18 protein-coding genes are annotated in these 25,146 nt (G+C 73.8%); 9 read left to right on the forward strand and 9 right to left on the reverse strand.

Features of this window, described 5'->3' with window-relative positions; translation table 11 throughout:
• Positions 1-164 precede the first annotated feature (164 nt).
• Genes ACRAKJ_RS21435 through ACRAKJ_RS21455 form a run of 5 tightly spaced genes read right to left on the reverse strand, consistent with a single transcriptional unit; the run spans position 165 to position 5,627 of the window.
• A complete protein-coding gene (locus ACRAKJ_RS21435; protein ID WP_438923002.1) occupies positions 165-1,988 on the reverse strand; it encodes a DUF6807 family protein in 1,824 nt (607 codons plus the stop codon).
• Positions 1,985-2,521, reverse strand: a complete 537-nt coding sequence (locus ACRAKJ_RS21440; RefSeq protein ID WP_438923001.1) for a hypothetical protein — start codon at positions 2,519-2,521, stop codon at positions 1,985-1,987. Before ACRAKJ_RS21440 ends, ACRAKJ_RS21435 begins: the two co-directional genes overlap by 4 nt.
• Complete coding sequence (locus ACRAKJ_RS21445; RefSeq protein WP_438923000.1) at positions 2,518-3,351, reverse strand: ABC transporter permease subunit; 834 nt, start codon at positions 3,349-3,351, stop codon at positions 2,518-2,520. Before ACRAKJ_RS21445 ends, ACRAKJ_RS21440 begins: the two co-directional genes overlap by 4 nt.
• The gene (locus ACRAKJ_RS21450; RefSeq protein ID WP_438922999.1) at positions 3,348-4,334 is read right to left on the reverse strand and encodes an ABC transporter permease subunit; all 987 of its coding nucleotides are present in this window, start codon (positions 4,332-4,334) and stop codon (positions 3,348-3,350) included. Before ACRAKJ_RS21450 ends, ACRAKJ_RS21445 begins: the two co-directional genes overlap by 4 nt.
• Before the next feature lie 3 nt (positions 4,335-4,337).
• Complete coding sequence (locus ACRAKJ_RS21455) at positions 4,338-5,627, reverse strand: extracellular solute-binding protein (protein WP_438922998.1); 1,290 nt, start codon at positions 5,625-5,627, stop codon at positions 4,338-4,340.
• Between the two features lie 179 nt (positions 5,628-5,806).
• Between ACRAKJ_RS21455 and ACRAKJ_RS21460 the strand changes: the two genes are divergently transcribed.
• The 7 genes from ACRAKJ_RS21460 (at position 5,807) to ACRAKJ_RS21490 (ending at position 15,835) form a co-directional block, all read left to right on the forward strand.
• Entirely contained in the window at positions 5,807-8,059 is a 2,253-nt protein-coding gene (locus ACRAKJ_RS21460) for a rhamnogalacturonan lyase (protein WP_438922997.1), read from the forward strand.
• Between the two features lie 98 nt (positions 8,060-8,157).
• Positions 8,158-9,180 carry a hypothetical protein gene (locus ACRAKJ_RS21465; RefSeq protein WP_438922996.1) on the forward strand — a complete coding sequence of 341 codons (1,023 nt, stop codon included), beginning with the start codon at positions 8,158-8,160 and terminating at the stop codon, positions 9,178-9,180.
• A gap of 21 nt (positions 9,181-9,201) precedes the next feature.
• A complete protein-coding gene (locus ACRAKJ_RS21470; protein WP_438922995.1) occupies positions 9,202-9,894 on the forward strand; it encodes a carbon-nitrogen hydrolase family protein in 693 nt (230 codons plus the stop codon).
• A gap of 97 nt (positions 9,895-9,991) precedes the next feature.
• Positions 9,992-12,511, forward strand: coding sequence for a hypothetical protein (locus ACRAKJ_RS21475; RefSeq protein ID WP_447008636.1), 2,520 nt, complete (start codon positions 9,992-9,994; stop codon positions 12,509-12,511).
• Complete coding sequence (locus ACRAKJ_RS21480) at positions 12,508-12,933, forward strand: hypothetical protein (RefSeq protein ID WP_438922993.1); 426 nt, start codon at positions 12,508-12,510, stop codon at positions 12,931-12,933. The genes ACRAKJ_RS21475 and ACRAKJ_RS21480 overlap by 4 nt, the downstream gene beginning before the upstream one ends.
• Positions 12,930-14,843: a hypothetical protein gene (locus ACRAKJ_RS21485; RefSeq protein WP_438922992.1), complete on the forward strand. Its 1,914-nt coding sequence runs from the start codon at positions 12,930-12,932 to the stop codon at positions 14,841-14,843. The genes ACRAKJ_RS21480 and ACRAKJ_RS21485 overlap by 4 nt, the downstream gene beginning before the upstream one ends.
• Before the next feature lie 122 nt (positions 14,844-14,965).
• On the forward strand, positions 14,966-15,835 hold the full coding sequence (locus tag ACRAKJ_RS21490; protein ID WP_438922991.1) for a DUF4231 domain-containing protein: 870 nt from the start codon (positions 14,966-14,968) through the stop codon (positions 15,833-15,835).
• Here the strand turns inward: ACRAKJ_RS21490 and ACRAKJ_RS21495 are convergent.
• Entirely contained in the window at positions 15,786-16,814 is a 1,029-nt protein-coding gene (locus tag ACRAKJ_RS21495; RefSeq protein ID WP_438922990.1) for an alpha/beta fold hydrolase, read from the reverse strand. The genes ACRAKJ_RS21490 and ACRAKJ_RS21495 overlap by 50 nt on opposite strands.
• Before the next feature lie 126 nt (positions 16,815-16,940).
• Here ACRAKJ_RS21495 and ACRAKJ_RS21500 point away from each other — a divergent pair, with 126 nt between their 5' ends.
• Both ACRAKJ_RS21500 and ACRAKJ_RS21505 read left to right on the forward strand, forming a co-directional pair.
• Positions 16,941-17,891, forward strand: a complete 951-nt coding sequence (locus tag ACRAKJ_RS21500; RefSeq protein WP_438922989.1) for a WYL domain-containing protein — start codon at positions 16,941-16,943, stop codon at positions 17,889-17,891.
• A 131-nt stretch (positions 17,892-18,022) separates the two neighbouring features.
• Positions 18,023-18,793, forward strand: a complete 771-nt coding sequence (locus ACRAKJ_RS21505; RefSeq protein ID WP_438922988.1) for an SDR family NAD(P)-dependent oxidoreductase — start codon at positions 18,023-18,025, stop codon at positions 18,791-18,793.
• Between the two features lie 45 nt (positions 18,794-18,838).
• Here the strand turns inward: ACRAKJ_RS21505 and ACRAKJ_RS21510 are convergent, their stop codons facing one another.
• Genes ACRAKJ_RS21510 through ACRAKJ_RS21520 form a run of 3 tightly spaced genes read right to left on the reverse strand, consistent with a single transcriptional unit; the run spans position 18,839 to position 25,133 of the window.
• Complete coding sequence (locus ACRAKJ_RS21510) at positions 18,839-20,224, reverse strand: hypothetical protein (protein ID WP_438922987.1); 1,386 nt, start codon at positions 20,222-20,224, stop codon at positions 18,839-18,841.
• On the reverse strand, positions 20,221-21,552 hold the full coding sequence (locus ACRAKJ_RS21515; protein ID WP_438922986.1) for an MATE family efflux transporter: 1,332 nt from the start codon (positions 21,550-21,552) through the stop codon (positions 20,221-20,223). Before ACRAKJ_RS21515 ends, ACRAKJ_RS21510 begins: the two co-directional genes overlap by 4 nt.
• A complete protein-coding gene (locus ACRAKJ_RS21520) occupies positions 21,552-25,133 on the reverse strand; it encodes an SDR family NAD(P)-dependent oxidoreductase (RefSeq protein ID WP_438922985.1) in 3,582 nt (1,193 codons plus the stop codon). The genes ACRAKJ_RS21515 and ACRAKJ_RS21520 overlap by 1 nt, the downstream gene beginning before the upstream one ends.
• Between the last annotated feature and the right edge of the window lie 13 nt (positions 25,134-25,146).

The following is a 25,146-nucleotide window of genomic DNA, read 5'->3' on the forward strand; positions in this document are numbered from 1 at the left end:
GGGAGAGTCTCCTGCCGTCACACATGAGAACACCGCCCCCACCCACCGTCAAGGATGAAACGATTCATCGTCTCGGTAGTCGAACGCATTCGATTCGAACTCCGGCCAGCGTCTCAATTGGGTGTAACGCTTCAATAACTCGACGCACACCCAGGGTGTGGGGCTCAGGGCACGTGCACGCCGTCGCGGAACGCGACCCGCACGGCCACCTCCCGCTCCTCCCCCGGTCGCAGCACGAGCGGGCGGTCCCAGGCCAGCGCCGAACCGACGCCCTGGTACTGGGTGACCCGGACGAACCACGGGTCGGTCGGCCCGGAGAGCACGGCCGTCCAGGGCCGGTGCGGGTCGGCGACCACGACCGCGAGCCACGGCGCGCTGCGGCCGTTGACCTCCTCCTCCCCCGCGCCGTTCGGGCTGAACACCCGCACGGTCAGGGGGTCGAGGTCGGGCAGCCGCCAGAACCAGCCGCCGTAGCCCGCGCCCGCGCGGCCCTTGCTGCCGGGGCTGTGCAGGACCGCCCCGGACCGCGCGGACAGCACGCTGGTCCACTCCAGCTCCCAGCCGCCCTCGACGACCCGGCGGCGCAGGCGGCGGCGTTCGCGCACCAGCTCCTCCCCCGCCGAGTCGCACCACGCCAGCTCGCCCGGCCCGACCTCGCGGACCACGCCCAGCTCGCCGGGCACGTACCCCTCGCCGGGCACGTAGTTGCGCCCGCCCCACAGGTTGACCCCGTTCACGTCGGGCAGGGCGAGGCCGATGCCGCGGTGCCACGGGTGGTCGTCGGGGTGCTCGCCGGTGACCACGACCCCGCCGAGCGTGCGCACCGGGTGCAGCGCCGGCCGGGGCACGACCAGGGGCAGCGGCTCGGCGTCCCAGCCGTACCGGGCGGCGGCACCCAGCGGCGACCACGGCACCTCCAGCTCGGCGAACGTGCTCAGCCGCTCGGCCGCCCTGGTCACCACGTGGTCGACGCCGTCGACGTCCACCCGCTTGCCGGCGCGCCGCAGCCAGCGGGGGTCGACGGGCGCGGGGTCGGGCGCGGTGCGCACGGCCTCCAGGACCCGGGTGAACGCGCCGGTGCCGGACAGCGGCGCGTTCAGCGGCACGCCCGGGTCGGCGAGGTGGTCGAGCAGGTTGCGCAGCGGCGTGTCGTGCCCGTGCCGCTCCTCGACGCCGTCGAGGACCAGCCGGTGCTCGGTGTAGTGCAGCTCGGCGCGCGGGCCGTCGCCGTGCACGACGAGGACCGGTTCGCGCGGCACCTCCGCGCACAGCGTCACCGCGACCACGACGACCGTGCCGCGGCGGGTGCGCAGCCGCAGGCAGGAGGTGTCGTCGGCCTCGATGTCGCGGGCGCGCAGCAGTTCCAGCTCGATGTCGTGGACGTCGTCCACGCCGGTGCTGCCGTCCAGCGCGAGGGCGGTGGCGACGGCGTGCGCGAACGGGTTGGTCAGCGCGCCGTCCACCACGGGCACCCCGTCGAGCGTGCGGCGGCCCGCCCACGGCGCGCGGGTGTAGTAGGCGTCGTCGCGGGACCACGTGCCGTGCACGCCGATGCCGCGGACCACGCCCAGCGCGCCGGAGCGCACGAGCCCGCGCAGCCGCCGCAGGGCGTGCGACCCCAGGCTCTGGAAGCCGACCTGCACGACCCGGCCGCGCGACCGCTCCACCAGCTCGTGCCAGTCGGCGAGGGTGGGCGTGGGCGGCTTCTCCAGCACCAGGTGCAGCCCGGCGTCGAGCACGGCGTGCGCGAGCGGCACGTGCGTGTGCATGGGGGTGGACACGATGCCGATGTCCGCGCCCGCCAGCAGCGGCGCGAGGTCGGGGCCCACCGGTCGGTCGCGGATCAGCCGCCGCGCCTCGGCGTCGAGCGCCCCGATCTCGCACACGCCGGCCAGCTCGACCCGCCCGGCGGCCTCCAGGGCGGCGATCTCGCGCAGGTACAGCCGCCCGTAGCCGGCGGCCCCGGCGAGCACCACGCGGGGCGTCACCGGCGCTCCACCGCGACGGCGGCGAACACGAGCAGGCCGGGCGCGACGACCGCGAACGCGGGCGCCTGGCCGACCACCAGCGCCGCCACCGCCACCGCGACCACCAGGTAGGCGTAGCCGCCCGGGTCCCGCGACGGCGACGCGAGCAGCACCGCCCACCGGTCGCCGGGACGCCACCGCGCGGCCGTGCGCAGCAGCACCAGGACCACCGCGGCGAGCAGCAGCCCGATCACCGGTCCCAGCACGGGCGCGCCGGGCAGGCCGCCCGCCAGCGCCAGCACGTCCAGCGCGCCCACCACCAGCACGGCGAGCGGCACGAGGACGGCCACCGGGTCGCGCAGCACGCGGCCCAGCAGCGCGGCGAACCGGCGCGCGGTCGGCGTGCGGCCCTCGTCGACCAGTTCGCGCAGCAGCACCGCGCCGGCCGCGAGGGCGGGCACGGCGGTGAGCACCGGCAGCGCCGCGACGCACACCAGCACCCCGATCAGCAGCACCTCGGCGAGCAGCGCCACCCGGCGCACCCCGGCGCTCACCCCTTCAGCCCCGAGGTCGCCACGCCGTCCACCAGGAAGCGCTGGAAGGCCAGGAAGAACAGCCCGATGGGCAGCAGCGCGAGCACCGACATCGCGAACATCGGCCCGAACGCGGACTGCGTGGCCTGGTCGACGAACAGCTGGAGCGCCAGCGGCAGGGTGAACTTCTCCGCGTCGTTGAGGTAGATCAGCTGCGAGAAGAAGTCGTTCCACGTCCAGATGAACGTGAAGATCGCCGTGGTGATCAGCGCGGGCCGCAGCAGCGGCAGCACGACGTGCCGGAACACGCCGACCGGGCCGCAGCCGTCGAGCGTGGCGGCCTCGTCCAGCTCGCGCGGCAGGGTGCGGATGAACTGCACCATGAGGAAGACGAAGAACGCGTCCGTGGCCAGGAACTTCGGCAGGACGAGGGGCCAGAACGTGTTGACCATGCCCATCTGCTGGAAGATGACGTACTGCGGGATCAGCACGACGTGCTGCGGCAGCATGATGGTGATCATCATGAAGCCGAACATCGGCCCGCGGCCCCGGAAGTGCAGCCGCCCGAACGCGTAGGCGGCCAGCGAGCAGGAGAGCACGTTGCCGATCACCGCGCCGGTGGAGATGAGCAGCGAGTTGCCGAAGTAGTGCAGCACGCCGAACTCGCCGACCCCGTCGAAGACCTGCGCGTAGTTGTCGCCGGTCGGCTCGGTGGGCAGCAGCGCGAGCGTCGACAGCACCTCCGTGGCCGGTTTGAACGAGGTGGAGACCAGCCACACCACCGGGTAGAGCAGCACCAGCAGCACGGCCACCACGAGCCCGTGCCACACGAGGCGTTTCGAGAGCGTCACCTGTTCTCCCCCGCGTAGAACACCCAGCGCCGGGCGCTGCGGAACACCAGCGCGGTGAGCACCGCGACGACCGCGAGCAGCACCCAGGCCATGGCCGAGGCGTAGCCCATCCGGAAGTCGGTGAAGCCGCGCTGGTAGAGGTACAGCGGGTAGAGCAGGGTCGAGTCGCTCGGCCCGCCGCGCCCGCTGCTGACCACGAACGCGCCGGTGAACGCCTGGAACGCGTGGATGGTCTCCAGGACGAGGTTGAACAGGATCACCGGCGACAGCATGGGCAGCGTGACGGACAGGAACCGCCGCCCCGGGCCCGCGCCGTCGATGGCCGCCGCCTCGTACAGCTCCCTCGGCACCTGCTTGAGGCCCGCCAGGAAGATCACCATCGGCGCGCCGAACTGCCACGCGGCCAGCGCGACGAGCGTGAGCAGCGCGTACCGGGGCTGGTCGACCCAGCCGCCGGTGTCGATGCCGAGGGCCGCGAGGCCCTTGTCCACGGTGCCGTCGGTGGCGAACAGCGCCCGCCAGGCCAGGGCCACGCTGACGCTCGCGCCCAGCAGCGACGGCGCGTAGAACGCCGACCGGTACAGCCCGACGCCGCGGCGCGGCCGGTTGAGCAGCAGGGCCACCGCGAGTGCGAGGGCGAGCTTGAGCGGCACGGAGATCAGCACGTACTTCGCGGTCACCCCCGCGGCGTGCCAGAACCGCTCGTCGCCGCTGAACATCGTCACGTAGTTCTCCGCGCCGATCCAGTTCGGCGGCGAGAACAGGTCGTAGTCGGTGAACGACAGGTACAGCGAGGCGATCATCGGGCCGATGGTCAGCAGCGCGGCGCCGACGATCCACGGCGACAGGAACAGGTAGGCCACGCCCTGGCCCCGCCGTCGACGACCGGGCGCGGGCGTCGGCGGTCCACCCGGGAGCGGCGGGCCGATCACGCCCGGCGCGCCGGTGACGGCCGGGGTGCCGGTGGAGACGGACTGGCTCATCGGTCAGGACCCCAGGGACTGCTCGGCGTCCTGGACGACCCGCTCCGCGGCGTCGGCGACGCCCACCCGGTTGAAGATGACGTCGTCGTAGGTGCGCTGGAAGTCGCGCTTGACGGCGGAGGAGCCGGTGGGCCAGGCGCCGAACGCCGGGCCGATCTTGTCCTGCTGGGCGGCCTCGTAGTCGCAGACGGCCTTGCTGCCGCCGGTCGCGTCGGCGCAGACCCGCGCGCGGACCTCCTCGTTCGGCGGCACGCCGCGCGAGGCGCCGAGCAGAGCGCCCGCCTCGGGGTCGTTGAGCAGGAAGTCGAGCAGCTTCACCGCGGCGTCCTTGTTCTTCGAGCGCTGTGAGACCGCGAAGGACACCGGCGGCAGCGCGGCCATGCCGCTCTCCTCGGCGTCGCTGGGCAGCGGGGCGAGCGCGAGGTCGTCGCCGAACGCGCCGAAGTAGCCGGTGACGCTGGAGTCGTAGCCGATCTCGGAGGCGGTCTGCTTGGTGACGATGCCGGAGTTCTGCACCGAGCCGTCCATCTTGGTGGTCACCTCGGCGGCGGAGACGCCCTTGCCGGGCCGCATCGCGCCGATCAGCTCCCAGTACTCGGCCAGGTCGCCGGCGGTGAAGCCGAGCTTGCCGTCGGGGGTGTAGAGCGACTTGTCGTGCTGGTGCAGCCACACCTCGAACCAGTCGATGGCCCAGCCGAAGTCGGTGGTGCCCGACACGGCCCCGGCCGCGCCGATCTTGTTCATGGCCTCGGTGAACCCCGCCCAGGTCCACTTCTCGCCGGGCGCGCTCGGGGCGGTCACGCCCGCGGCCGTGAACAGCGACGGGACGTAGATCAGCATCTGCGTGGTGGCGCCCGCGGCGACGGCGTACTGCTTGCCGTCGACCTTGCCGCCCTCCAGCAGGTTGGCCGGGATCTTGTCGACCTTGAGCGCGCCGCCGACGTGCGGGCCGAGGTCGGCCAGCACGTTGCGGCCCGCGTACTCGCCGATGGTGGCCCGGTCGAGCTGGAGCAGGTCGGGTCCGGCGCCGCCGGCGACCTGGGTGGAGAGCTTCTGGAAGTACGCGTCGTAGCCGCTGTACTCGGTCTCGACCTTGATGCCGGGGTTCTCCGCCTGGAACGCGTCGACCGCCGCCTTGGTGACCTTGGCGCGGTCCTCGTTGCCCCACCAGACGAACCGCAGGGTGACCGGGCCGTCGCCGGAGCCACCGCCGCCGCACCCGGACAGCACGGCGGTCAGCGACACCAGCGACACCAGCAGGCCGGCCGCGCCGCGGCGAGACACTCGTCCCATCGCCCTCACCTTTCGGTTTGAATCGGTTCAAACAACCTAGGTGAGCCACGTCACGGCGTCAAGGATAGCGCTTTCCAGCCCAAGTGGACGGACAGTTTCCCTTGCTATTCCTGTTGAAACGGTTCATCGTGTGGCACCGTCACGCACCTCGCGCACCGTCGCGCCCCTGGAGGCCGCCGATGACCCGCGTCCGACCCCTGCTCGCCGCCCTCGCGGCCCTCGCGCTCGTCCTGCCCGCTCCCCCGGCCCTGGCGTCCGGCGGCGGTCCCCGCCTGGAGCGGCTCGACCGCGGCCTGGTGGCCGCGCGCACCGACGACGGGGTGTTCCTCAGCTGGCGGCTGCTGCGCCACGAGGTCACCGGGCACACCGCCACCGGCCTGGCCGGCCCGGCGTTCGCCGTGTACCGCGACGGCCGCCGGGTGGCCACCGTCACCGACAGCACGAACTACCTCGACCCGGCGCCGGGCGCGGAGTACCGCGTGGCGCCGGTGGTGCGGGGTCGCGAAGGCACGCGCAGCCGACCGGTCGCGCCGTGGGCGGGCGGCTCGTACGACCTGCCGCTGCGCAGACCGGCGGACGGCGTCACCCCGACCGGCGAGGCGTACACCTACTCGGCCAACGACGTGAGCGTGGGCGACGTGGACGGCGACGGCTCGTACGAGTACGTGGTCAAGTGGGACCCGTCGAACTCGAAGGACGTCTCGCAGGTCGGCTACACGGGCCCCACCTACCTCGACACCTACCGGTTCGACGGCACCCTGCTGCACCGCGTCGACCTGGGCGTGAACATCCGCTCGGGGGCGCACTACACGCAGTTCCCCGTGTACGACTTCGACGGCGACGGCCGCGCGGAGATGATGGTCAAGACCGCGCCGGGCACGAACGTCACCCGCTACGACCGGCACGGGAACGCGGTGTCGCGGCGGTACGTGACGATGCCCCGCGAGGACGTCCGGGCGGGCTACGCGCACACCGACGACCACCGGCTCAGCGCGGCGGGCTACTACGAGCACCTGGTGCGGCTGTTCCGCGGCTGGCACGCGCACCCGGAGGTGGTGGCCGGGCGGTGGCCCGCGACGCTGGAGCGGGCGTTCGGCGTCGAGCCCCGCTACGCCTACCCGCTGTCGGACGCCGACGCCCGCGCGCTGGTCGACCACTTCGTGGACGTCTACGCGCCGGGTCGCAGCGCGCGCAACAACCTGCGGGCGTTCGCCGGGTTCGTGCTCGACGGACCCGAGTACCTGACCGTCCTGGACGGCGCGACCGGCCGCGAGCTGCAGACCGTGCGCTACGAGCCGGGGCGGCACGACGACGGGCTCATGTGGGGCGACTACGCGATGCCGCGCATCGAGCCGGGCAACCGCGTCGACCGGTTCCTGGCCGGGGTCGCTCACCTCGACGGCAAGCACCCGTCGGCGGTCTTCGCCCGCGGCTACTACACGCGCTCCACGCTGGTCGCCTACCGGTGGACCGGTCGCGAGCTGCGGCGGGACTGGCTCGTCGACAGCGGGTGGGTGCCGATGGCGAACCCGTTCGACGACTCGCCGCACGGCCGGGACGGGACCTCGCCGACGCACGGCTCGCTGGCCACGCAGGGCGCGCACTCGCTGAGCGTGGCGGACGTGGACGGCGACGGGAAGCAGGAGGTCGTCTACGGCGCCTCGACGATCGACCACGACGGGTCGCTGCTCTACAGCTCGTCGGGCGTGCTGCCGCCGGGCAGCGCGAACCCGGGCGCGACGGCGCGGCTGGGCCACGGCGACGCGCTGCACGTCACCGACGTGGACCCGGCGCGACCGGGCCTGGAGATCTACATGGTGCACGAGGGCGGCACGTCCGCGCCGTACGGCTACTCGCTGCGCGACGCGGCGACCGGCCGGGTGCTCCACGGCGCGTACACCGGGGTCGACACCGGGCGCGGCATGGTCGGCGACGTGCTGCCGGACGAGCCGGGCCTGGAGACGTGGGCGTCGGCGCCGGGCGGGGCGAACGCGGTCGGCCTGTGGTCGGCGGACGGGCGGCGGCTGTCGGCCTCGATCCCCGGCACGAACCAGAGCATCCGGTGGGCGGCCGACCTGACCACGCAGGTCGTCGCGGGGGCGGGCGAGGTGACGCCGACGGTGGAGGACTGGCGGCGCGGCACGCTGCTGACCGCCGCGGGGACCCGGGCCAACAACGGCACCAAGGGCAACCCGTCGCTGGTCGCCGACGTGTTCGGCGACTGGCGGGAGGAGCTGGTGGTGCGCACCGCCGACAGCGGCGCGCTGCGGTTCCACCTCAGCGCGGAGGTGACGGCGCACAAGCTCTACACGCTGATGCACGACCCGCAGTACCGGGTGGAGGTGGCGCGGCAGCAGACGACCTACAACCAGCCCTCGTACCCGTCGTTCCACCTGGGTTCGGGCGTGGACTGGTCGCGCGTGCCGCGGTGAGACCCGAAGTGCCCGGCGGCGGCGCACCCGGTCCGGCGCGCGACCGCTGCCAGACTCGCCTCTCGATGTTGGTTCTTCACCGGGGAAAGGACTTCTTCGTGGTGAAACGACGAACGGGGCGGCTGCTGGCGGCGGTCGCGCTCGGCGCGGCGCTGGTGTCGCTGCCGACCGGCCAGGCGGGCGCGACAGGTGCGGCGGGCGCGGTGGCCTGCACGTGGCAGAAGACGCTGTGGGAGCTGCCCGAGGGCGCCGAGGCCGGCGAGATCACGGGCTACGACGGCGGCCGGTACGCGGTGGGCAACACCGGGCTCGACTTCTTCTGGGGCGACGGCCTCGTCGACCCCCGGGCGACGCTGTGGGACAACGGCGAGGTGGTGATGCGGGGTGCCGGCCAGGTGCCCTACTTCAGCGACGTGAACGCGTCCGGGCTGGTGGTCGGCAACATGTACGTCGGCCAGCGGTTCCACGCCGTCACCGTCGCCCACGACGGCACCATGACCGACCTGCCGGCCAACCCGGCGTGGACGGGTTCGTGGGCCTCGCACGTCAACAACAGGGGCGACGTCATCGGGTGGGGCACCGTCGGCGCGGCGAAGAGCACGCTGGTGGTGTGGCCGGGGGACGCGCCGGGCACCTACCGCGAGGTGACCATGCCGGACGCCCACGGCATCTCCCTCGTCGACATCGACGAGCAGGGGCGCGTCGTCGTCGGCGTCTCCCCGGGCGGCAGCTACGTGATCAGCCCCGACGGCCGGTGGACGAAGCTCGCCGCGCCCGGCGTCGACGGCGTCGCAGTCCCGCGCGACATCCGCGACGGCCGCGTCGTCGGCAGGCTCGACATCGCCCCGAACTACGGCGGCGCCGTGGCCGAGTGGGACGTGCGGGGCTCGGTCGTCCGCACCTTCGGCAGGCCCGCCGTCGAGGGGATCTCCCTCGGTGGCAACGGCACGATCGCCGGCTACGGCTTCGTGGGCTCGTCGCAGCGCGTGATGCTCTGGCGCGACGGGGTGCTCGTGGCCCAGCCCATCGCGGCCCGCTTCGCGCTGACCGGGCTGAGCGACGACGAGCGCACGATCGTCGGCGTCGAGGCGGACCGGCCCGCGCACTACCGCTGCTCCTGACCTGCCGCGTAGGGTCGGGCCGTGATCACCGTCGCCGTCGCCCAGCCGCGCTGCACCCCCCGTGACGTGGCCGCCAACGCGGTGGCCCACGCCGAGGCGGTGCGCGCGGCCGGGGCGGGGGTGGTGGTGTTCCCGGAGCTGTCGCTGACCGGCTACCACTTCGACGCGCCGGTGACGCCGTTCGACGCCCTCGGGCCGCTGGTGGACGCGTGCGCGGAGACCGGCGCGGTGGCGTTCGCGGGCGCGCCGGTCCCCGGGCCGTCCATCGGCGTGCTGGAGGTGACCGGCGCGGGCGTGCGGGTGGTGTACCGGAAGGTGTGGCTGGGCGGGGACGAGCCGGCGCACTACGTGCCCGGTGACGGTCCCGCGGTGGTGGAGGTGGGCGGCGTGCGGCTGGGACTGGCCGTGTGCAAGGACGTCCGCGTGCCCGAGCACGCCGCCGCCACCGCCGCCCTGGGCGTGGACGTGTACGCGGCGGGCGTGCTGGAGCACGAGGCGGACGGGCCGTCGGTGCGCGAGCGCGCGCGGCGGATCGCCGAGTCGCACGGCGTGTGGGTGGCGCTGGCGAGCTTCGCCGGCTCGACCGGCGAGGGCTTCGACCGCGCGGCGGGCCGTTCCGGCGTGTGGTCGCCCTCGGGCGCGCTGGTCGCGGTGGCGGGCGCCGGGACCGGGGAGTTCGCGCGCGCGGAGATCACCCCCGTCAAGGCGCATTAATGCGCCCTGCCCTCGCGTGAGCGGTGCTATCAAGTGGGTGGCTCCGCGCGAGGGCGACTTCCGCGGCGACGACCACGGAGGAGGGCACCCCGCGCGCATGTCGGTGGCACTGGTGTTCGTCCACGGGATCCTCTCCGACCGCGGGGTGTGGTCCGACTTCGATCGCCTGGTCGCCGCCGACCCGGCGCTGACCGGGGTGGACGTGCTGCACTTCGAGTACTTCAGCCCGAAGGCCGCACCGCTTCCCGCTCAGCGCATCCCCGACATCGACGACTGCGCCAAGAAGCTCGGCACCTTCCTGGAGCTGCGGACCGGGCGCCACTCCTCGATCGCGCTGGTGTCGCACAGCCAGGGAGGCCTCATCGTGCAGCGCTACCTGGTCTCGGTGCTCGAGCGCGGCCGCGGCGAGGACCTGGCGCGCATCGGGCACGTGGTGATGTTCGCCTGCCCGAACAACGGCTCGGAGTTCGTCAAGTCGCTTCGCCGGGTGCTGGGCGCGGCACTGGACAACCCGCAGGAACGCAGTCTGCGGGTCCTGGACAAGCAGGTCACCAAGACGCAGTCGATCGTGCTGAACCGGATCGTCAACGCCAGGTCGAAGGGGCCGGCGGAGTACCCCGTGCCGGTGGACGTCTACGCGGGCGAGAAGGACAACGTGGTCCTGCCGCAGTCCGCGTTGAGCTACTTCCCGGAAGGTCACGTCATCTCCGGTGACCACTCGTCCGTAGTGCGCCCGGAGACCTCCGACAGCGATGCGTACGTCGCGCTGAGGCGGCACGTGCTGCCGCTGCTCGACGAGGTCCCGGCGATCCCGCCCCCGGACCCGTGGCGCACCCTCGGGGTCCGCCGGACGGGCACGCCCCGGACGGTGCTGATCGACGCGGTGCGACGCTCCCTCGACGCCGGCGACCGGCTGGTGGTGCTGTTCGGCCTGCCGCGCTCGGGCAAGACGACGGTGCTGTGCGACGCGGTGACCGGCCTGACCGGCTGGGCGTCGGTGTCCGCGCACCGCGCGGACGGGCTCGACGCGGAGCAGGCCGCCCGGATCGTGGACGAGGTCCGCGCGGCCCCCGCACCGCGCCTGGTCGTGCTGGACGGCATCGCGCCGGGGACATCCGCCGACGACCTCGCCGAGGCGCTCTCCCTCGAACCCGACACCGCCGTGGTGGCGACCTCGTCGGCCCACCCCGGTCCGGCTTCGCCCGCCCGGACGATCGCCGTGCGCCCGCTGGACGCGGACGAGGTGCGCGCGATCATCGCTCACGAGTCCGGGGGCGGGCACGAGCCCGTGGACGGCGACCGGCTGGTCGGGTTCATCCCCGGTCCGGTGGCGGCGCTGCCCGGGTCTCTGCGCGCGTTCGTCGCCGAAAGCCTGCGCACTCCCGTGCGGCTGCTGGTCGCCCAGCCACTGCCGGAGGCGGTGCTCCGGGAGATCCGACCGGTGGCCGCCCTCGTCGCGGGCACGGACCCCGGCGACCGGCGGGTGCTCGCGAGCTTCGTCGCCACCGCGGGGGTGCCTCTGTCCGGGTTGCTCGACGCCGGCCTGGTCGTCCCTTCCGTCGCGGCACCGGCCCTGCGCAGGCTGAACGACCTCGCACTGGTGGCCCAGGGCCAGGTCGTGGTGGAGGTGCCTGCGGTGGTGGTCTCGGTACTGCCCGCCGAGGACCTCCGCGCCGCCTTCGCCGACCTTGCCGCGGCCGTCCGCGCCGCCGCGGGACCGGCGGACGGCGTGCTCGGGCGCGATCTGGCGGCCGCGTTGCCGGTGCTCGCCCGCAACGCCCTGGAGCACGGCGAGTTCGCCGAACTGGAGGCGATCCTGCGTGACGGTCTGGCCGACCGGGTCAACCGCCAGGGGCACTGGCCGGACTACCTCGCCGTGACCCGAGTGCTGATCGACGCGCTGGACGCGCAGGGCGACCACGCGGGCGGTGTCGCCCTGCGGTGCCGGCTCGTCCGCAAGGTCGCGCAGCAGGGCGACCTGGAACTCGCGGGCGCGCTGCTGCACGAGGCGGAGCAGCGGGTCGGCGAGCACGGCTCGGCGAAGACCCGGGCCGAACTGCACTCGCACCGCGCGTTCCTGGCCCTCCGCCAGGGCGACTCCGCGTACGCCGAGCGCGAGGCGCGGCGAAGCGTCGAGCTGTACGCCGAACAGCAGGACGAGCACGGGCAGTTCGTGGGGCTGAAGCTGCTCGGCAACATCCACCTGCGGCTCGGTGAGCACGAGGTCGCCGCCGAGCACTTCCGGTCCGCGCTCGACCGCGCGACGCCGGCCGACGCGCCGCAGCGGCTGGAGGCCGAGATCAACCTCGCGCTGTGCGACATGGAATCAGGGCGTCCGGAACAGGCGGCCGCTCGACTGGACGCCCTGATCAACCGGATGTGGGCGGGCACCGACACCGAACTCCCGCGCGCACTGCACCTGCGGGCACTGCTCGCCGAAGAGGCCGGGTTCCCCGCGCAGGCCCTGCACCTGGTCCGCCGCGCCGCGGCGGAGTGGGCCCGCGACCCGGCGGTGCGGGAGGCGGTCGCGCGCACGCTGTGGCGGATGGAGCGCTTCGGCGCGGGACACTCGAAGTGGACGGCACCGGGTCCGGTGCCGGGTTCGGAGATCACGTGAGCACGGTCGATCGCGAGCAGGTGCTCTACACGTTCCGGAAGGCCCAGGTCCCCCAGCGGTACCTGGACTTCTTCGAGCGGTGCGCCCCGGAGGGGTTGACCGCGCCCACGCTGGACGCGCTCGGGCGGTACGTCAAGCACACCTCGCGGCGCAGCGCGAAGGACGAGACCGTGTCCGATCCCGCGGAATCGGACCCGGGTCGGGAGCTGCTCTCCGGCTGGGAGGCCGACGGCGGCACCACCGCGGATCTGATGAAGTTCATCGCGGTGGTCGAGTACACCGTGCGGGCCGTCTACCGGGGCCCCGGCCCCGGGATCGCGGAGCTGACGGCCTTCTGGTCCACCGGCGGGCACGACCTCTCCGAACTGGGCGACTTCCTGCCGCAGACGGACAAGGAAGTGATAACGGACCTCTCCGGATGAACGAGGACGCCCAGTTCGTGAACGGGGACGCCCGGCTCGCCGACCTGCTCCGACACGCGCGGGACCACGTTCCCCACTACCAGCGCGCCCTGCGCGGAGCGCGGATCACCGACGCCACCGCACCGGACGTACTGCGTGGCCTCCCCCTGTTGCCCCGGGCCGAGGTGCGCGCGGCACATGCCCGCCTGTGGTCCGCCGAAGGCGACACCACGACGTGGCGGCGCAGCCGCACCAGCGGCACGAGCGGCCTGCCCGTCGAGGTGCTCGTGGACCAACGGGCGCAGGAGTTCGAGAGGGCCGTGCTGGGCAGGCGGGTCTCGGTCCTCGCGCCGGACGCGCGCGACCCGGACCTCGCCGTCTTCCACCTCACCCTGCACGCGAGCGCGACCACGCGGAGCCTGGCGTACCCGGGTCGGGTGCCGGGTCGCCTGGTGAAGTGGAACCTCAGCCGCGCGTGGCGGTTGCCCGAGGCCCGCTTCGCGGAGTGCGTGCGCGAGGTGCGGGGGCAGGTCGTGACGGGTATGCCGTGGGTGCTGTCCGCGATCGCCGATCGCGTCGGGTCGTCCGCACCGCTGGGCGCGGCGCTCGTGGTGATGTCCGGTGAGACCGTGGACGAGGCGGTGCGGGAGCGCGTGAGCGCCGCGTTCGGTTGCCCCGCGACCGCCATGTACGTGACCGCGGAGGTCGGGATCGCCGGGGTGCTGTGCGAGGCCGCACCGGTCTACCACGCCGCCGAGGGCGTGGCGGTGGAACTGGTGGACGACCGGGGCGACCCCGCAGAGGAGGGCGCGGTGGTGCTGACCTCTACCGTGAACCGGGCGATGCCGCTGCTGCGGTACGTGGTCGGCGACCGGGCGCGGTGGGTTGACGGCGCCTGTTCGTGCGGTGAGGCGGGTCGGCGCTTCCGGCTGGACGGCGCTCGCGTCACCCGCGTGGTCGCGACGGGTGGGACGGGGCGGCGCACCACGACGCTCGACTTCACCAAGCTGCTCACCCACCTCGACCTGGTGGGCGTGGACGTCGCACAGGACGACGACGGTGTCGTGGAGGTGCGCCACGACACCGGGTCACCGGTACCCACGACCGCCGCGACGATGATCGCGGCCGCAGCACGCGGCATGCTCGGACCGGCGACCCGGGTGGTGGTGCGGGCCCGACCACCGGTCCCGGACGGTCCGGGGGCACTGGACCCGCTGGTCGCGCTGGGTCCACCCGCGCTCGAACCCGGGGAGGTGGCCGACTGGGCGCGCACCAGGCTGGCCGACGAAGCCGGGGTTCGAGCCGCGGTGCTGACCGGGTCGTTCCTGTCCGCGGAGACGTTCACCAGGCACAGCGACATCGATCTGGTGGTGCTCGTGACCGACGACAGCCCCCGTTGGGTGCACCTGGCCCGCTCGATGCACCGGCACGTCGCCGGGCTGAGGGTCAACGTCGACACTGCCGCGGCGCTGTCCGGTGCGCCGCTCCTGCGGGCCAGGCTCCTGTCCGAGCGCCTCCCCGTGCTGGGCGACCTGGAGGACTGCGGCGTGGTGTTCCCCGCGCGCCGGGAACTGCTGGCGGCCGCAGGACCGTGGTTCCAGGAAGTGAGAGCGGTGCTGTGGACGCAGCTCACCGCGGCGTCCCCGCACGCCGATCCGGTGTGGGTCGCCTGGCTGGTGGCGCGCACCGTGCTGAACGCGCTGCGCTACCACCACCTCGTGCGCGGGGGGACCACCACGGAAGCAGGAGCGGTCCTCGACGCCGCCGAACTGGACGGCGTGCCCGGCGTGCGCGAGGCGCGGGCGACCCTCGACGTGGCCGCAGAACGCCGACCGCCCTTGCCGGTGGAGTGGGGCGGCGGTGAGGCCGCCCTCCTGGGCGGGCTGCGGATGCTGGGCTGGGTGCGTTCGAGCCTGCCCGCGGTGCCGTGACGCGCTCTTTCGTGTTGCGGTTCGTCGTGGCGGGCGGGAGCGGTGCGGTGGGATGATCGTCGGGTCGGGGTGCGCGCCGTCGTGGGGGCGGCGGTCGTGCCCGGCTCGGCGACGGGGGACGGATGACCGATGCGGACCTGCCCGGTTTCTACCGCGACGCGGACGGGGCGGCCACGGTGGGCCGGGACCGCACGTTGCGGTGGAACCGGCTGCGGCTGGTGGGGGCCGTCCTCGCGGCGCTCGGGGGCGCGCTGAGCTGGAAGCTCGGGGCGGTGCAGGTGTGGGCGGTCGTGGCGGTGCTGGGGTTCGCGCTGGCGCTGCTCGTCGAGGTCGTGCTGGCGTTCACCCACCCGGAGGAGGACTGGTACCGGGGGCGGGCGGTCGCGGAGGGGGTCAAGACGCTGGCGTGGCGGTTCGCCGTGGCGGGTGACCCGTTCCCGCTCGACCTGGACGCGCGGGCGGCGCGGACGGCGCTCCGGTCGCGCGTCCGGGAGGTGCTGGCGCGGGGGCGGGACCGGGTGGCGCTGGCGGCGGACGACCCGTACACCACCGAGCGCATGGTGGAGCTGCGCGGGTTGCCGTTCGAGCAGCGGCGGGCCGCCTACCGGCAGCACCGGGTGCGGGAGCAGAAGTCCTGGTACACGGCCAGGGCACGGGACAACGCCCGGCTCGCGCTGCGCTGGCGGGTGGGGTTGATCGTCGGGGAGCTGGTCGCGCTGGGCCTGGCCGGCTGCCGCGCGCTGGGGCTGTGGGAGCTGGACCTGTCGGGCGTGCTGGCGGCGGCGGTGGCGGCCGGGGCGGCGTGGATGGGGCTCAGGCGGCACTCGGCGCTGGCGGCGACGTACGCGGCGGCGGCGCGGGAGCTGGCGATGGTGGACGACGAGCTGCGCGACGTGGACGAGGACGGGTGGGCCGCGGCGGTGGCCTCCGCCGAGGAGGCGGTCAACCGCGAGCACGCGCTGTGGCTGGCTTCCCGGCCCGCGGAATCCTGACACCCATCGGGTCCTGCCGCCCACCGGGCACGCCGCGGGCGGCAGCCCGCCGGTCCAGCCACTCCAGGATCGCCCGGTTCGTCTCGTCCGGCTTCTCCTGCTGGATCCAGTGGCCGCAGTCCAGGCCGACCACTTCCGCGTCGGGCACGAACTCCGTCAGTCGTTCGGACCTCAGGACCGCGTCACGGTCGCCGTAGACCATGAGCGCGGGCTGCCGGACGACCGGGTCCACGTCGGCCAGCAGGCGCCAGTTGCGGTCGAGGTTGCGGTACCAGTTGATGCTGCTCGTGAAGCCTGTCGACTCGAAGGCGGAGACGAAGACGGCCAGTTCGAGGTCGCTCATGACGGGCTCGCCGAGGGGCGTCTCCGCCCTGGCGAGGTTGATCATCGCCATACCCGGCTGAGGCGGTGTCGGGGGCTGGTTCTTCCGGAACATGTTGCGCAGGAACCGGGCCGTGTGCTCGTCGAGCACGGCGTCTGCGACGCCCGGCCGCCGGTTGAAGTGGACGAAGTAGAAGTCGGCGCCGAGCACGGCCTCCATGGACTCGATCCAGGGCACCTCTCCGCGCTCTTGGTAGGGCAGGCTCAGCGCCACCACGCCGTTCACCCGGTCCGGGTGCAGCAGGGTCAGGCCCCAGACGACGAACGCGCCCCAGTCGTGGCCGACGAAGGTGGCGTCCTCGTAGCCGTAGTGGTCGAGGAGGGCGACGAGGTCGCCCGACAGGTGCTCGATGTCGTAATCCGTCACTTCGGCAGGACGGGACGAGTTGCCGTAGCCCCGCTGGTTGGGGACGATGACGTGGTAGCCCGCCGCGGTCAGGGCCGGCACCTGGTGGCGCCAGGAAAAAGCGTGCTCCGGCCAGCCGTGACAGAGCACGATGGGCCTTCCCGCGTTCTCCCGTCCCGCTTCGAAGACCTCCAGTTCCACACCGTTGACGGGCACGAGGGCGGGTTCGGGAAAGACGGTCGGATCGAACATCGCACTTCCTCTCTGTCGTTCGGGGCATCGGCGTCGGCGCGGCTGACGGCCGATGCGGTCGTGTCGCCATCGTGCCGACCGAAACAGGTCACCCCATGACCGGTTTCCCGTGGGAGTGTTGGCGCTGTGCGAGCCGACCGGCTGATGGCCCTCCTCCTGCTGCTGCAACAGCGCGAGCAGCTCACGGCGGCGGCCGTCGCCCGGGAGCTGGAGGTCTCCGAGCGCACCGCCCGCCGTGACTTCGACGCCCTGGCCATGGCCGGCGTGCCCGTCTACTCCACACGGGGCCGGGGCGGCGGCTGGCGCCTCGTGGGCGGCGCCCGCACCGACCTGTCCGGGCTGACCGCGAGCGAGGCCCGCGCCCTGTTCCTGGTCGCCGGCCCGGCCTCGGCTGCGACGCCGGCCGTGAAAGCGGCGCTGCGCAAGCTCGTCCGCGCCCTGCCGGAGCCCTTCCGGGTGCAGGCCGAGGCGGCGGCGTCGTCGCTGGTCGTGGACCCGCGACGGTGGGGGTCGGGCCGGGTCGAGCACCGGCCGCCGCCCCGCTTCCTCGACGAGCTCCAGGACGCGGTGATCCGCGGCGTCCAGGTGCGGCTCGGCTACGTCGACGGCAACGGCGCCGAGACCGAGAGGACCACCCACCCGCTGGGCATCGTCGCCAAAGGCCCGTGGTGGTACCTCGTCTGCAACACCGACGCCGGCCGGCGGACCTTCCGGGTCGACCGCGTGTCGTCCGCCGACCCGACCGGTGATCCCGTGCAGCGACCCGACGACTTCGACCTCGCCGAGAGCTGGCGCGAGATCGCCGACGAGGTCGAACGCAGGCGGACGCCCCTGGAGATCCGGGCGACCTGCGCACCCGACGGGATGGCGCGGCTCCGGATGGTGCTCGGCGACCGGCTCGAGGTCGGAGGTCCCGCGCCCGACGGCCGCATCGAGGTCGTGATCCGCGGCTACAACGAGTACGCGCTCGCCGGCGAGCTCGCCGGGCTGGTCGAATGGCTCGAGGTGACCGGCCCCGGGGGTGTGCGGGACCACTTGGCCTCGATCGGCACCGCACTCGTCGAACGGTACGGCTGAGACCTGCCCGTCGCTGATCTCCTGCGGCGCGTTCGGCAGGTGGGGTCGGAGCGGGGCGACGCCTGCGCCCGCCACAGCCTGCGTCCGCCACAGCCGGCACCCGCCGCCGGACAGGCCATAGGGTGGTCCGGGTGGACGTGGCGGTGGTGACCGGGGCGGCGCGCGGGTTCGGGTTCGAGGTCGCGCGGCGGCTGCGGGGACGCGGGTACGAGGTGGTGCTGACCGACGTCGACGGGTCCGTGGTCGAGGTCGCGGCGTCGATCGGCGGGCACGGGGTGGTGTCGGACGTGCGCGACCCGGCCGCGCACCGGGCCGTCGCCGGGGTGGCCGCCGGGATCGGGCGGTTGGCGCTGTGGGTGAACAACGCCGGCGTGCTGGTCACCGGGGACGCGTGGGAGCACGGTGACGACGCCGTGCGGCGGCTGGTCGAGGTGAACCTGCTCGGGGTGGTGCACGGCAGCCTGGTCGCGGTGGAGGCGATGCGGGCCACCGGCGGCACGGTGCTCAACATCGCGTCGATGTCGGCCTACGGGCCGGTGCCGGGGTTGGCGCTGTACGCGGCGACGAAGGCCGGCGTGCTGAACTTCGGCCTGGGGCTCCAGGGCGACCTGCGGCGGGCCGGGGTGCCGATCAGGGTGCTGACCTGCTGCCCGGACGTGGCGGACACGGCGATGGTGCGCGAGGTCCGGCCGGACCCCGGCTCGGCGATCCTGTTCGCGAACGTCTCGCTGCTGTCGGCGTCGCGGGTGGCGGACGCGGCGGTGTCGATGCTCGACGGCCGGCGGCTGGTGCGGGCGGTGCCGCCGTGGCGGGCGGGGGTGGCGCGGGCGGGCGCGGTGCTGCCGTCGGTCGGCCTGCGGGCGTTGGAGCTGATGCGCCGGTGGGGCGAGCGCAGGCGGTGACGGGGCGCGGGGGGCGGCCGGCGGTACCGCTCCCCCGCGCCCTGGTCAGCGGTCCACCCTCCCGGCCTGCTCGGCGAACAGCTCCCCGATCCGCTCCAGCGGCACGTCGTGCTCGGCCAGTTCCACCGCGACCCGTTCGAAGGCCAGCAGGAACCCGCCGATCTCCGGGCGCGGCAGCACCGCGGTGTCCGCCATGAGCCCGAGCCGCATCCGCTCCGGCGTGCCCCGCACGTCGAGGTAGAGGAGCATGTTCTCGGCGTCGGAGGTGGCGGGCCAGGTCAGCTCGGTCGCGCCGGGGTCGGGGCGGGCCGTGCCGCGCGGCCGGGGCAGGGTGGACCACATGTCGTTGAACTGGGTGCCCGGTTCGAGGACGCCGCCCCACGCGCGGACGACCTGGGCCGCCGCCCGGTTGTCGTAGCGGGCGTGGGCGCGGGCGTCGGACATGGTCCGCGCGGCACGTCCCAGCAGGTCGGCGAAGGAGTCCGCGCGCAGGTCGGCCACGGTGTGCACCACCTGGTTCAGCGTGGTGACGCTGCCCATCAGCTCGGGGGTGGCGCGGTTGCCCTGCATGACGTCCAGCCGGTGCAGCGGTCCGGGGCAGGCGCAGCGGACCAGCGCGGTGGTGACGGCCAGCAGGAGCACCGACGTGGTGACGCGGTACCGGCGGGCCGCGGCGCGCACGGCCACCGGCAGGACGTCGGACTCCAGGTCGGCGCCCACGTACCGGGGGGACCCGGGGTCGGCGCGGGCCGGGGTGGCGGGCGGCATCCGGTCCAGCGCGGCCCGCAGGTGCCGCAGCGCGTCCACGCCGAGCAGCTGGCCGTCGGGCGAGCGCTCGGCGAGCGCGATGTCGACCGGTTGCAGCGCCGGGCGCGGCGGGGGTGGCGGGACGCCGTCGACGCGGGCCTGGAGCAGGGCGGTCAGCTCGGCGGCCAGCAGGTCGGTGGCGGTGTGGTCGGCGGCGAGGTGCGAGAAGACGATCACGACCAGCACCGGGATGCCCTCGTGCAGCGCGACGGACAGCCTGATCGGCAGTTCGCGGTCGTGGTCGAACGGGGTGGCGCTGCCGCGCCGCCAGCAGGTGGCCACGACGTCGCTGAACTCGACCGGGTCGTCGGCGGGCCGGTCGTGCACGGTCACCGGCAGCGTGCCCGAGCCCAGCACCTCCTGGGTGACCTCGCCGTTGGGGCTGGTGCGGAAGTGGGTGCGCAGCGACTCGTGCCGCAGCACGAGTTCGCCGAGCACGTCGAGCACGTCGCCGACCTCCAGCAGGAGCGGCACGGGCAGCCACTTGGTGAGGAAGAAGAACGGCTTGATCTCGGGCAGCCACCCGTGGATGCCGTCCCAGGTGCCCTGCTGCCCCCAGGTCACGGGGCCGGTGCGGGCCCGGCCGCCGTGGAACTCGACCCGGGCGGCGCTCTCGGTGATCACGTCGGCACCACCTCGGGGGTCCGGTCGAACAGGACGCGGCGCAGGCACAGCACCGAGTAGGTCAGGCCGGCCGTCCAGCCCGCGACGACCGCCCACATCACCGCCTCGATGCCGAACACGCCGTTGAGCAGGTAGGCGAACGGGATCTGCACGACGACGAACGCGATGACGGTGCAGACCAGCGGCGCGGTGGTGCGGCGCGAGCCGTTGAGGTGCCCGTGCAGCACCACCATGACCGTGTAGAGGGCGAAGAACGGGAAGATGATCAGCAGGTAGCGCTCGGTCAGGTCGCGGGTGGCCGGGTCGTCGGTGAACACGGCGGCGATGGGGCCGCGGGCGAGCAGCACGGCCGCGGACACGACGGCGGTGAGCGCGACGGTCAGGCCGAGGGTCTGGAGCAGCCCCTGCCGGGCCCGCGCCGGGTCGTGCGCGCCGAGGTTCTGCGCGGTGAACGCGGTGACGGCGCCGGAGAGGTCCAGGAACAGCATCGCGGTGAACTGCTCGATCCGGGACACGACGGTGAACGCGGCGAGCACGACCGGCCCGAACGCCTGGATGATCCAGACCAGCACCATGATCCCCAGGGCGAGGATGATGTGCTGGCTGGCCAGCGGGAACCCGAGCCGCACGGCGTCGCGCAGCTCCCGCGCCACGGCGGGCCGGTCCCCCGTGCGGGGCACCGGGTAGGCGCGGCGGGCGTGCAGCAGGCCGACGACGAGCGCGGCGGTGGCGGCGATCGCCGTGGCCAGGGCCGCGCCGCCGACGCCCATCCCGAGCCCGGCGACGAACAGCATCACCAGCACGGCGTTGGCGATGCTGCCGAAGCCCGCCACCCACATCGCGGCCCGCGAGTCGCCCAGGCCGCGCAGGTAGGCGCTGACCGCGGCGGACCCGAAGAGGCCGGGGAAGCCCAGCGACAGCACGCCGATGAACTCCGCGCAGGCGTCGGCGAGCGGGCCGTGGATGCCCATGAGCCCGAGCACGGGCCGGGCGAGGACGGTGGCCAGCACGACGCAGCCCACCGACCACACGGCGGTGAGCAGGGCCAGCGAGAGCACGACGCCGCGCCGCTCGCCGTCCTGCTGCGCGCCGCGCAGGTGCGCGAGCCGGATGGTGAACGCCGTGCCCAGGCCGATGAACATGGCGTTGAGCAGGTAGAACAGCGGCCCGGCCGCGCCGACGGCGGCCAGGCCCTCCACGCCGACGTAGTGGCCGACGACGATGCTGTCGACCAGCACGTAGCCCTGCTGGAGCAGGTTGGCGGCGGTGAGGGGCAGCGCGAAGCCGAGGACGCGGCGCAGCGGCGGCCCGGTGGTCAGGTCGGTCATCAGGCGACTTCCGTGGCGGCGAAGTCGGCGAGGTCCTCGACGTGGTAGGCGATCTCGGCGATGGTGCGGTCGGCGAGCAGGTCGGCCACGTCGTAGCTCACGCCGTGGCAGACGGCGATGGTGCCGGCGACCGTGGCGGCCATGATGGAGTCGCCGCCGAGGTCGAAGAAGTCGGCCTCCACGTCGAGGGTCTCGTAGCCGAACGCCAGCGCGAGGCACTGGGCGACGGTGCGCTCGGTGTCGCTGTAGTCGCCGCCGGGGCGGCCCTCCAGCTCGACGGACACGGCGGCGACGGTGGCGCGGGTCTTCTCCGACGCCTTGAGCAGCCGCTGCTCCAGCGCCTGCATCTCCTTCTCCACCTTGACCTCGATGTCGGGCGACAGGGCGACGTCGTAGGAGCGCAGCAGGTGGATCAGCTCGCCGCGGTAGTTCAGCTCGCCCGCGAACAGCCGGGAGCGGTCCGAGCGCAGGCCCGCGTCGAGCACGGACAGGCCGACCTTGGTGGGCAGCGCCTTGAACATGGTGTCGCCGTTGGTGCCGAAGTCGACGGCCATGCCGATCTCCTTCCAGGCGACCCAGTCGAGCGCGATGACGTGCGTCGGCCCGCCGGCGCGGTGCCGGGCGAGGTTGTCCAGGTAGTAGTTGGCGGCGGCGTAGTCGGCCTGGCCGGGCGCGGGGAAGACGGAGGCCACCGAGGAGAAGTGGGCGATGAAGTCCGGCCGGTCGTCGGCGGTGAGCTGGTCGAGCACGAACGCGGCGTGCAGCTTGGCGCGCACGACGCGGTCGAAGTCCTCGGTCCGGCGGAACATCACGGTGCTGCCGCCGGGCAGGCCGGCGGCGTGCACGATGCCGTCGACCCGGCCGTGGTCGCGGCGCAGGGCGGTGACGGCCCCGGCGAGGGAGTCGGGGTCGCCCGCGTCGGCGGCGAGGACGACGACGGTGGCGCCGAGGGCTTCGAGCTCGCGCACGGCCTCGACGCGCTTGGCGGCGGCGGAGCCGGTGGGCACGGCGGTGAGGTCGTCCCACCGCTCGCGCGGCGGCACGCCGGAGCGGCTGAGCAGGGCGAGCGTCACGCCGGGTCGGGCGGTGGCGAAGTCCTTCGCCACGGCGAGGCCGAGCGCGCCGGTGCCGCCGGTGATCAGGTAGGTGCCGTCCGGCTTGAGGTAGTCGCGGGCCTCGGTCCCGGTCACCTCGGGGACCTCGACGAACACCTCGCGCAGCCGCTTGTCGCCGCGCAGCAGGAACACGCCGTACTGCTCGGTGAGGACCTCGGCGCGCAGCGCGGCGGGCGGCACGGCCGGGTCGACGTCGACGTGCTTGACCTTGATGTAGGGGTACTCGCGGCCGACGACCTTGCCGAAGCCGACCAGCGCGGCGTTCTCCACCACGGCCGGGTCGCCGTCGGCGGCGCACACCGCGCCCCTGGTCAGCACCGCGAGGTCGACCTTGACGCCCGCCGCCATGAGCGCCTTGGTGAGCAGGAACAGGCTGTCGAGGTTCTTGGCGGTGCGCCGCTGCACCTCGGCGACGTCGGTCGCCGGGGCGTCCTCGAAGGCCAGGGCGTGCACGAGGTGCGTGACGCCGTCGCCGACGACGCGGGCGACCTGCTCGTGGGCTGCGGGGTCGGTCGGGTCGAACGGCGTGCCGGGGTCGACGTCCTCGCCGATCCGCAGGAAGCGCACGTCGCCCAGGCCGGCGGCGGTCAGCACCGCCTCGGCGTCGGTGTCCGGGTCGACCAGGGCCAGCACGGTGGCGGGCCGCGCGGCGGGCGGCGCCGGCGTGGTCTCCTGGAACTCCACGTCGTGCGTCACGGGGTGGCGCTCGTCGGTGGTGGCGATGTTCATGTTCTCGCGCCAGGTGTCGGGGAACTGCACCCAGGCGAGGGTCTCGTCGAAGGCGTAGGACGGCAGGCGCACGATCCGCGGTCGCCGGTCGCCGAGCAGGGAGCGCCAGTCGACGACGCCGCCGCGCAGGAACGCCCGGCCCTGGTCGCCCAGCGGCCCGTCGGGCAGCGGCGCGGGGCGTTCGGCGAGCAGTTCGACCAGCTTGTGCCGCAGGTCGGCGGCGTCGGTGGTGGTGACGGCGACGCGGTGCCGGTGGCTGCCGCGCGAGACCTGCGAGGTGTGGCAGACGTCGGCGATGTCGACGCCGTCCAGGCCGCCGGCGTCGATGAACCGGACGTGGCGCTCGACCGTGCGGACCAGGGACTTGATCGTGGCGGCGCTGAGGGTGAACAGGTGCTCGCCGGCGGAGGCGGGCCGGTCGTCGACGGCGGTGAACTCCTCCACGACGACGTGCGCGTTGGCGCCGCCCAGGCCGAAGGCGCTCACGCCGGCGCGGCGCGGCCCGTCGGGCTCCCACGGGGCCAGCTCGGTCGGCACGTAGAGCGGGCCGGAGGCGAAGTCGAGCTTCGGGTTGGGGGTGCCGAAGTTCGCCTGCGGCGGGATTGCCTTGTTGCGCAGCACGGCGATGGCCTTGATCAGGCCGATCACGCCGGAGCCCTCGAACAGGTGGCCGACGTTGGCCTTGACCGTGCCGACGGCGCAGAAACCGCGGTCGGCGGTGTGCTTGGCGAACGCCCGCTTCATGCCCTCGTGCTCGATGGGGTCGCCGACGCGGGTGGCGGTGCCGTGCGCCTCGAAGTAGCCGATGGTGCGCGGGTCGACGCCCGCGTTGTCCCAGGCGGCCAGCAGCAGGTCGGCCTGCGAGTCGGAGTCGGGGTTGGTGATGCCCTCGGTGTTGCCGTCGTGGTTGACGGCGCTGCCCTTGATCACCGCGTACACCTGGTCGCCGTCGGCGAGGGCCTGGTCCAGGCGCTTGAGCACGACCGCGCCGGAGCCCTCGCCGAAGCCGGTGCCGTCGGCGGCCTCGTCGAAGGTGCGGGTGACGCCGTCGGAGGACTCGATGCCGATGTTGGAGTGGCGGTGCTTGACCGGGGCGAACACGATGCGCGCGCCGCCGACGACGGCCATGTCGCAGTCGCCGACCAGCAGGGCGTTCTTGGCCTGGTGCACGGCGACGAGGGTGGCCGAGCAGGCGGTGTCGACGACCATGCTGGGGCCGCGCAGGTCCAGGTGGTGCGACAGCCGGTTGGCCAGCATCACCGGGATGTTGCCGGTGATGGCCTGCTGCCCGACCGACGGGTCGACGCGGCTGATGTAGTCGAGGTAGGTGGAGCCGGGGTTGACGGCGAAGCCGACGAACACGCCGGTGCGGCTGCCGCGCAGCCGGTCCAGCGAGTAGCCCGCGTCCTCGAACGCCAGGTACATGGCGCGCAGCACCATGCGGTGGTGCGGGTCGGTGAGCGTGGCCTGGCGGGGGTTCATGCCGAACGCGGCGTGGTCGAAGTGGTCGACGACGTCGAGGAAGTAGCCGTTGTGGTAGTCGATGTCCGGCTCGTCGAGCGGGTCGATGCTGGTGGCGCGCTGGTAGCGGATGTACTCGGCGAGCTTCTCCGCGCGGTCGGGCGGGAACGGGCGGCTGGTGCTGGTGCCGGTGCTGATCAGCTGCCAGAAGGAGTCGAGGTCGGTGGCGCCGGGGACGTCCACCGAGAGGCCGACCACCGCGATGTCCTGGTTCATGGGTGTTTTCCCC

Source organism: Saccharothrix sp. DSM 118769 (assembly GCF_052936295.1).

Bases quoted from the DNA above. Each gene is read 5' to 3' on its own strand.
- ACRAKJ_RS21450 (WP_438922999.1), bottom strand. From the start codon at position 4,334: ATGAGCCAGTCCGTCTCCACCGGCACCCCGGCCGTCACCGGCGCGCCG.
- ACRAKJ_RS21455 (WP_438922998.1), bottom strand. From the start codon at position 5,627: ATGGGACGAGTGTCTCGCCGCGGCGCGGCCGGCCTGCTGGTGTCGCTG.
- ACRAKJ_RS21460 (WP_438922997.1), top strand. From the start codon at position 5,807: ATGACCCGCGTCCGACCCCTGCTCGCCGCCCTCGCGGCCCTCGCGCTC.
- ACRAKJ_RS21475 (WP_447008636.1), top strand. From the start codon at position 9,992: ATGTCGGTGGCACTGGTGTTCGTCCACGGGATCCTCTCCGACCGCGGG.
- ACRAKJ_RS21485 (WP_438922992.1), top strand. From the start codon at position 12,930: ATGAACGAGGACGCCCAGTTCGTGAACGGGGACGCCCGGCTCGCCGAC.
- ACRAKJ_RS21490 (WP_438922991.1), top strand. From the start codon at position 14,966: ATGACCGATGCGGACCTGCCCGGTTTCTACCGCGACGCGGACGGGGCG.
- ACRAKJ_RS21495 (WP_438922990.1), bottom strand. From the start codon at position 16,814: ATGTTCGATCCGACCGTCTTTCCCGAACCCGCCCTCGTGCCCGTCAAC.
- ACRAKJ_RS21515 (WP_438922986.1), bottom strand. From the start codon at position 21,552: ATGACCGACCTGACCACCGGGCCGCCGCTGCGCCGCGTCCTCGGCTTC.
- ACRAKJ_RS21520 (WP_438922985.1), bottom strand. From the start codon at position 25,133: ATGAACCAGGACATCGCGGTGGTCGGCCTCTCGGTGGACGTCCCCGGC.